The sequence below is a fragment of the Streptomyces sp. NPDC002935 genome (assembly GCF_040611295.1).
In the GTDB taxonomy this organism is placed as follows: Bacteria; Actinomycetota; Actinomycetes; order Streptomycetales; family Streptomycetaceae; genus Streptomyces.
Genome location: NZ_JBEXNW010000057.1, coordinates 39,964 through 45,963, shown reverse-complemented (window position 1 = coordinate 45,963; position 6,000 = coordinate 39,964). Strand labels below are relative to the sequence as shown.

Sequence of the window (6,000 nt, the reverse complement as noted above, 5' to 3'; positions counted from 1 at the left end):
CGACTGTCCCTGCGCAACTATCTGCAGACCGGCAGGGACCGCCACGCAGCCCACGTCACGCCCTCCCGGGCAGCGGCCGATCTGGTCGTGGACGGGACCGCGAGCGAGGCAGAGATGCTGGCGGCCGTCATGCCGCTGATCGGCCCGGCCCTCACGCCGCCGCCCGCGGCACCCTCGCGGGCACGGGCGGCGTGCGGTGTGACCCGTACCCCCGGGATCCCGGCGTTCGCGCTGTGACATGCCCCGGGGCACCGGCCCCGGCGAGGGACGCCGCGTGATCACGCTTCAGGCAACACAGCCCAGCCCCCGACGGGCTCTCAGGCGCATCACGACCGATCCAGTTCACCTGCAGCCAGGCGAACCGCAGGGGCGACATAGCCCCCGGCAGAGGGCGAGCCGGTACCGGACGCGCCCCAATCACAGAACTCCCGATGGCCGTAATGGGTTCGGGCGGATCAGGAGACGCGCAGGAGGGTGGTGGCGGGCCGGATCGCGGCAGGCCCGAATTTGGCGCGGATGCGGTCACTGACCTCTTCGGCGACGAGGCGGGCTTCGCGTGCCTGGTCGAGGCTGATCTGTTCGGCGACCCGGTCGGCGGAGACAAGGTCTTCGCCTTTCAGGGTGATGGCGGTGATCCTGCCGCGCTGGAGTCCTGCCGCGTCGATCAGCCGGTACGCCATCGTGCGCAGGTCGTCGTCGTGTGCGGAGGCCTCCGCCAGCCGCCGGGTCTTCTCCCAGCTGGCGCCTCCGGCGAAACGCAGCGTCAGGGTCAGACCTTGGGCCGCCTGACCGCGGCGGCGCAGCTGGTGGGCGAGGGTGACGACCGTGTCGAGGAGGGCGGCGCGGACGGCGGCGCCGTCCAGGCTGTGGCGGGGAAAGGTGCGGCTGACGCTCGCGGTGGCGGGCAGGGTGCGGGGGACGACGGGGCGGGGGTCGATGCCGCGGGCCCGGTCGGCGGCCTGTCGTCCGGCGCGGCCGCCCAGGAGGCGCTGGACGGTGGCGGGCGGGATCGCGGCGAGCAGGCCGATGCGGTGGACACCGTAGTCATGGAGGGCCTGAGCCTGGTGGGGTCCGATGCCGTGCAGGGCCTCGACCGGAAGGGACCCAAGCCAGTCGGCGACCTGGTCGGGTGCGATGGTGAGGACGCCGCCGGGGCCGGTGATCTGGCCGGAGGCAGTGGCTGCGACGGTGATGGACGGGCCGATCCCGACGCGGACGTCGACGCCCAGCCGAGAGACGGTCCGTACCCGCAGCACTTCCCCCAGCCGGGCGGCGTCCACGCCGTGGTAGCGCAGCGCGCCCCTGAGCTCCGCCTGGGCGGCGGTCGGGGGCAGCGCCTGGACGACCGGCGACAGCTCCGCCATCTGCTCGAGGACCTGCCGGTAGAGGTCCTCCGGCAGCCGGTCCGGGCAGCGCACGTGCATCACACTCGCCCCCTGTCGCGCTTCGGTCTCTGTCTCCACAGCCCCACCACCTCCACCCCATGTTATCGAACTAGAATTCGAACACGCGAGGTGGCGAGCCTGGTGACCTCTGGATCTAGAATCGGATACATGTTCGATGACCTGCCGCCTGACCTGGCGCGACTGCTCACCCTGCGGGTGTGGCACGCCATGTGGCTGCAGCGCATCGACACCAAGATCGCCGCCCTCCAGGAGCGAGAGGCCGAACAAGAACAGGGCCGCCGAAACCGGCCCGCGGAACCGGACTGGGTCGTCGAACTCGGCATCGGCAACGGCCGCCCGCCCATCGAAGTGCACGTCGGCGGCTGCTACGCGGCGGGCAAACGACGGCGTCCCGTCCCGCGCGACGAAGCACGCCGGCTCCTCACCTCGGGCGTACGCGCCTGCGGTCACTGCCAGCCCGACACCGCGCTGGAGATCCTCGACTTATCCGCCGGCCCGGCCCCCTCCACCGCGATGCGCTGACCGGCAGCCTGCGCCTTCCGCGTTCGCGGTGATCTGCCAACGAATCATGCGAACCAGGACACTCTGATGATCACCGCTCCCCCGCCACCGGTCAGCGAACCGGACCCCTCCACCTTCACCTGCCCCGGCAGCCTGGTCGGCCCGTGTTCCGGCTGTCAGCGACGCACCCACAAGTACGGCAGCGGCGGCATGCCCCTGTGCCAGTGGTGCCTGGCCCCCGCCCAGGAGAACTGGGGCTCCACCGTCCGCTTCACCAGCACCCGCCCGTAAGCACCTGCCGCGGCACGGCCCGGCAGCCCTGCGCATCCTCGACTGACCACTCACGACCGATGCCGCCTCTCCCCCGTTCAGCCAGCGTTGCCTCGCCGCGCTTGGGCCTGCGACTGCTTCTAGGCTGAAGACCTCGGGGCTTGTCGCGGAGGTCCCCCATGCCCCGAACCATCTGGTCCGGCGCCATCAGCTTTGGCCTGGTCACCGTGCCGATCCACATGGTGTCGGCCCGGGAGGACCACTCCGTCCACTTCCACCAGGTCCACCTGGAGGACATGGGCAGAGTGCGGAACCGCAAGATCTGCGAGATCGAGGACCGCGAGGTAGCCCAGTCCGAGATCGGCAAGGGCTACCAGTGGGGCAAGGACACGATCATCCCCGTGCTCGACGAGGAGCTGCGGGAGATACCGCTGCCCACAGCGAAAGCCATCGAGATCGAAGCCTTCGTGCCCCTGGACTCCATCGACCCGATCCAGATCGGCGAGGGCTACTACCTGGAGCCCGACGGCCAGGTGGCAGCCAAGCCCTACACACTCCTGAGGCAGGCCCTGCAGCGGTCGTCAAAGGTGGCCGTCGCAAAGTACGCCTGGTCGGGGCGTGAACGCCTCGGCCTGCTCCGGGTGCGCGACAACGTCATCGTCCTGCACGCGATGCGCTGGGCCGACGAGATCCGCGACCCGTCCCAGCTGAAACCCGAAGAAGTGGAACTCACCGAGGGCGAGATCGCCCAGGCTCAGCAGCTCATCGACCGGCTGACCCGCGACGACCTGGAAGGCGAGGAATTCACCGACCGGTACACGGAAGCGGTGGAGCAGCTCATCGACGCCAAACGGGAGAACCGCGAACCGCCCACGGCCGAGGAACCCGAGGAAGCGCCCGGGCAGATCGTCGACCTGATGGCCGCGCTCAAAGAGTCCGTGGCCAAGGCCAAGGCCTCCCGCGGCGAGGACGCCACCGTCCACGACATGCCCAGAAAGAAGACCGCAGCCAAAAAAGCGACGGCCACGAAGACGGCAAAGAAGCAGCCCGCCAAGAAGGCAGCCAAGAAGACGACACCTCGCAAGCCGCAGCGCAGCGCCTGAACCTGCTCAGCATCCAGCAGCGTCTGGGCTGGCCCGGGCGGGCGTATGGACGAGGCCACCGATGTCTGACGCACCAGACCAGTTGCTCGTCAAGCTCACGGCAGGAACGGGATCACGAGGCAGGCTGATCGGAGAGTCACGATCGTCGTCGCCCCGGGGCTAGGGCCCGTCCGGCGGATCTCGTCTGGGACGCGCGTCAGAGTTGAGCGTGCACCCCGACGGCCCGCAGCAGCCGGATCGCCGCGACCCGCTGGTGGCGCGGACGATCCTCGGTCAGCAGCTCGCGCAGCAACTCCTGCGGTACGCAGTCGGCCCACGGCAACAGGGCCGCAGTCGCCTGCCGGACCACTGCCGCCGATGGGTCGTCCAGGAGCGGTCGTACGTCATCGACGCGCACCGCGTCCAGTGCCCGCAGCCCGGCCACCGAGCAGACACGAACGCCAGGGACCGGGTGCGCGAGGAGCGCCCGAATTCGGTCCGCGTCCTCGCGCATCCCACACTCGCCGAGGCCCACCGCGGCGGCAGGCCGGCTTCCCGCGGGGTCGGCACACAGCGCGCGGTACAGAGGCACCGGGTCCGTGCCGCCCTGCCGCAGCACCCACCGGGCGCACGCCCTTACCACGGCGGACCGGTCGGTGAGATACGGCTCGGCATCGGCGTGCCGCCCGGCCCGGCGCAGGGCTGTCACCCCCGCCGACCTGACCCGGGGCTGCCGGGATGCGAGCAGCGGCACCACGCCCTCGGCGAACTCCTCGAAGGTGCCCTCGCCGAGGGCGGCCACGGCCGCTGCGGCGCACAGGTCCTGCACCACAACGTCGCGGTGGCGGGCGGCAATCTGAGCGAGCCGCGCGATGGGGAGCAACCGCCGCTCGACGGCGACGCGGTACGCGAGGCGGGCCGTGGCCCGGTCGCCGCTGTCGAGCAGCGCCTCGGCTTGCGCGGCCGGGCCCGCGCGCAGCGCCCCGGTCAGCAGCTCCTGGGTGAAGCCGCCCCGTGAGCGGCCGCCGACCCGCAGGATCAGCGCGGCGTGCGCGGCCAGCCGGTGCGGTGGCGCCTCGGCCAAGAGCGCGCGGGCCCGATCGCGTACCGGCCCCGCCCAGTCCGCGCAACGGATGACGACCAGCGCAAGCAGCGCGGGCCGCTCCTCGGCGTGGCCCAGCGCGGCCTCGCGGACCCGGCCGTCGGGGTGGCAGAGGGCGAGGGCGAGTTCGGCGTCACCGGGCTTCCGGGGCCAAGTGACGGTGGGAGGCGACGCATCCCGGCTCCAGTTCAGCCGTCGCCCGGACGGCGACGCGTTCGAGTGGAAGAGCTCCGGCCACTGCCAGGCCAGTTCGCGCACACCGATGTCCAGGCCGATCCAGGACTCCGGGTCCATCACATCGAGCGCCTCGTCCAGAGCAAATCCGGCGGCTAGGCGCCTGACAGCCTCGTCTTCGCTGGTCAGCATGAGGGGGAGCCTAATCACTGTCCGGCCGATCTTGTTGTGTGAGGTGCACAGCGGCGCCGCCCCGAATCAATGCTGGGTGACAAGGCGTACGACTCCAGGGCCGTGCGGCGGGAGCTGCAATGTCGGCGCATCATGCCGGTGATCTCCTGTACGGGCGCCCCGAATATCAAGGGCCTGGGCAGGCTCCGCTGCGTCGTGGAGCAGACCTTCGCCCTGCTCCACCAGGTCACACGTCTCGCCGTCCGTTGGGAGCGACGTCTTGAACTGCACGACGCATTCGTCTCGCTGGCATGCGGCCTCATCTGCTGGAGGCGGCTCAAGAGACAGGTAGCGTGATCACCCGAAGGCTTCGAGTGAAGTTCCAGACCGGCTGCGACGGCCAATGGCATCCCCAATCCGGTGGGACATGGCGTCCGTGCAGGCCAGGCACCGGGCCCGATCGCATTGGCGGATGACGGGGCGTGGGTGAACCTGTGTCGCAGGGCTTGGTGAGAGCCAGCGAGCTGTTGGCCGAGCACGAGGTCGAACTGCTGACTCGTGCGCTCTTGGAGTGGGGCGGTCCCGCACGCTGCGGCGATCAACTCGCCGTCGGCATGGGGTTCGCCTGCGCGCAGGATCTGCTCGATCAGTGTCAAAGGCTCCGGTACGCACTTGGCGAAGACGCCCCACTCGGCGCAGCGGACTGGGCTCGGACACTTCTGGCTACAGAGATCGTCTTCGTCAGCGACCTCGCCGGCTCGGGCGTCGAATGGCCAACGACCACCGGGCGCGACGACGCGGCGACGATCAGAATGCTGCGGGTGATCCAACGGAAGCTGGCCCGGACCGTCAGCCGCTACTACGGCCGATCTCACGCCAGAACAACCACTCCGCATCGCGTCGCAGTGACGGCTTGCCCGGCGACTTCATCGGTGACCTGCCGGTCAACTCCGCCATCCACCCCGCTGGCCCGCCCATCAACGCCTCCATGATCGAGGTATTGCGCCAACCACTTGAATCCGCCCTGTGACCCCGCGTCAAAGTGAGGTATCAACTCGCCTCCCTGTTACGAGCGTTGATTTCGGTCGCGTTGCCACAGAGCCATCTCGAGGGCGACCAGGACGAGCGGTGTCTCCTTCGATGTGGCTGCCGACCAGCCGACGATGCGGTGGGAGAAAGGGTCCACGACGAAGGCCACGTAGGCCACGCCGGCGAAGTGGTGACGTGGGTGAAGTCGGCCACCCAGCCCCGCTCGGGGCCGGGGCCTTGCCACGTCCCCGGCGTGCCCCGCGCT

Annotated in this window: 8 protein-coding genes; 6 read left to right on the top strand and 2 right to left on the bottom strand. The window is 70.2% G+C overall.

From position 1 onward, the window contains the following. On the top strand, positions 1 to 237 hold a 237-nt coding region (locus ABZX90_RS41830), incomplete at its 5' end, for a hypothetical protein (RefSeq protein ID WP_355213499.1). 218 nt (positions 238 to 455) lie between these two features. Here ABZX90_RS41830 and ABZX90_RS41825 read toward each other — a convergent pair. Next, positions 456 to 1,424, bottom strand: a complete 969-nt coding sequence (locus tag ABZX90_RS41825; RefSeq protein ID WP_355213501.1) for a hypothetical protein — start codon at positions 1,422 to 1,424, stop codon at positions 456 to 458. Between the two features lie 129 nt (positions 1,425 to 1,553). Here ABZX90_RS41825 and ABZX90_RS41820 point away from each other — a divergent pair, with 129 nt between their 5' ends. The 3 genes from ABZX90_RS41820 to ABZX90_RS41810 all read left to right on the top strand — a co-directional run bounded on the left by ABZX90_RS41820 (position 1,554) and on the right by ABZX90_RS41810 (position 3,280). Then, positions 1,554 to 1,928, top strand: a complete 375-nt coding sequence (locus tag ABZX90_RS41820; protein WP_351133168.1) for a DUF6233 domain-containing protein — start codon at positions 1,554 to 1,556, stop codon at positions 1,926 to 1,928. 66 nt (positions 1,929 to 1,994) lie between these two features. Then, entirely contained in the window at positions 1,995 to 2,198 is a 204-nt protein-coding gene (locus ABZX90_RS41815) for a hypothetical protein (RefSeq protein ID WP_351133170.1), read from the top strand. Between the two features lie 158 nt (positions 2,199 to 2,356). Next, positions 2,357 to 3,280, top strand: coding sequence for a Ku protein (locus ABZX90_RS41810; RefSeq protein ID WP_355213498.1), 924 nt, complete (start codon positions 2,357 to 2,359; stop codon positions 3,278 to 3,280). A 196-nt stretch (positions 3,281 to 3,476) separates the two neighbouring features. Here the strand turns inward: ABZX90_RS41810 and ABZX90_RS41805 are convergent, their stop codons facing one another. Next, on the bottom strand, positions 3,477 to 4,727 hold the full coding sequence (locus tag ABZX90_RS41805) for a hypothetical protein (protein ID WP_355213497.1): 1,251 nt from the start codon (positions 4,725 to 4,727) through the stop codon (positions 3,477 to 3,479). 69 nt (positions 4,728 to 4,796) lie between these two features. Here ABZX90_RS41805 and ABZX90_RS41800 point away from each other — a divergent pair, with 69 nt between their 5' ends. Both ABZX90_RS41800 and ABZX90_RS41795 read left to right on the top strand, forming a co-directional pair. Next, a complete protein-coding gene (locus tag ABZX90_RS41800) occupies positions 4,797 to 5,063 on the top strand; it encodes a hypothetical protein (protein WP_355213496.1) in 267 nt (88 codons plus the stop codon). Between the two features lie 125 nt (positions 5,064 to 5,188). Then, positions 5,189 to 5,698, top strand: coding sequence for a hypothetical protein (locus ABZX90_RS41795; protein WP_355213502.1), 510 nt, complete (start codon positions 5,189 to 5,191; stop codon positions 5,696 to 5,698). Positions 5,699 to 6,000: the final 302 nt, after the last annotated feature.

Coding starts and splice junctions, on each gene's coding strand:
- ABZX90_RS41825 (WP_355213501.1), bottom strand. CDS start 1,424: ATGCACGTGCGCTGCCCGGACCGGCTGCCGGAGGACCTCTACCGGCAG.
- ABZX90_RS41820 (WP_351133168.1), top strand. CDS start 1,554: ATGTTCGATGACCTGCCGCCTGACCTGGCGCGACTGCTCACCCTGCGG.
- ABZX90_RS41815 (WP_351133170.1), top strand. CDS start 1,995: ATGATCACCGCTCCCCCGCCACCGGTCAGCGAACCGGACCCCTCCACC.
- ABZX90_RS41810 (WP_355213498.1), top strand. CDS start 2,357: ATGCCCCGAACCATCTGGTCCGGCGCCATCAGCTTTGGCCTGGTCACC.
- ABZX90_RS41805 (WP_355213497.1), bottom strand. CDS start 4,727: ATGCTGACCAGCGAAGACGAGGCTGTCAGGCGCCTAGCCGCCGGATTT.
- ABZX90_RS41800 (WP_355213496.1), top strand. CDS start 4,797: ATGCTGGGTGACAAGGCGTACGACTCCAGGGCCGTGCGGCGGGAGCTG.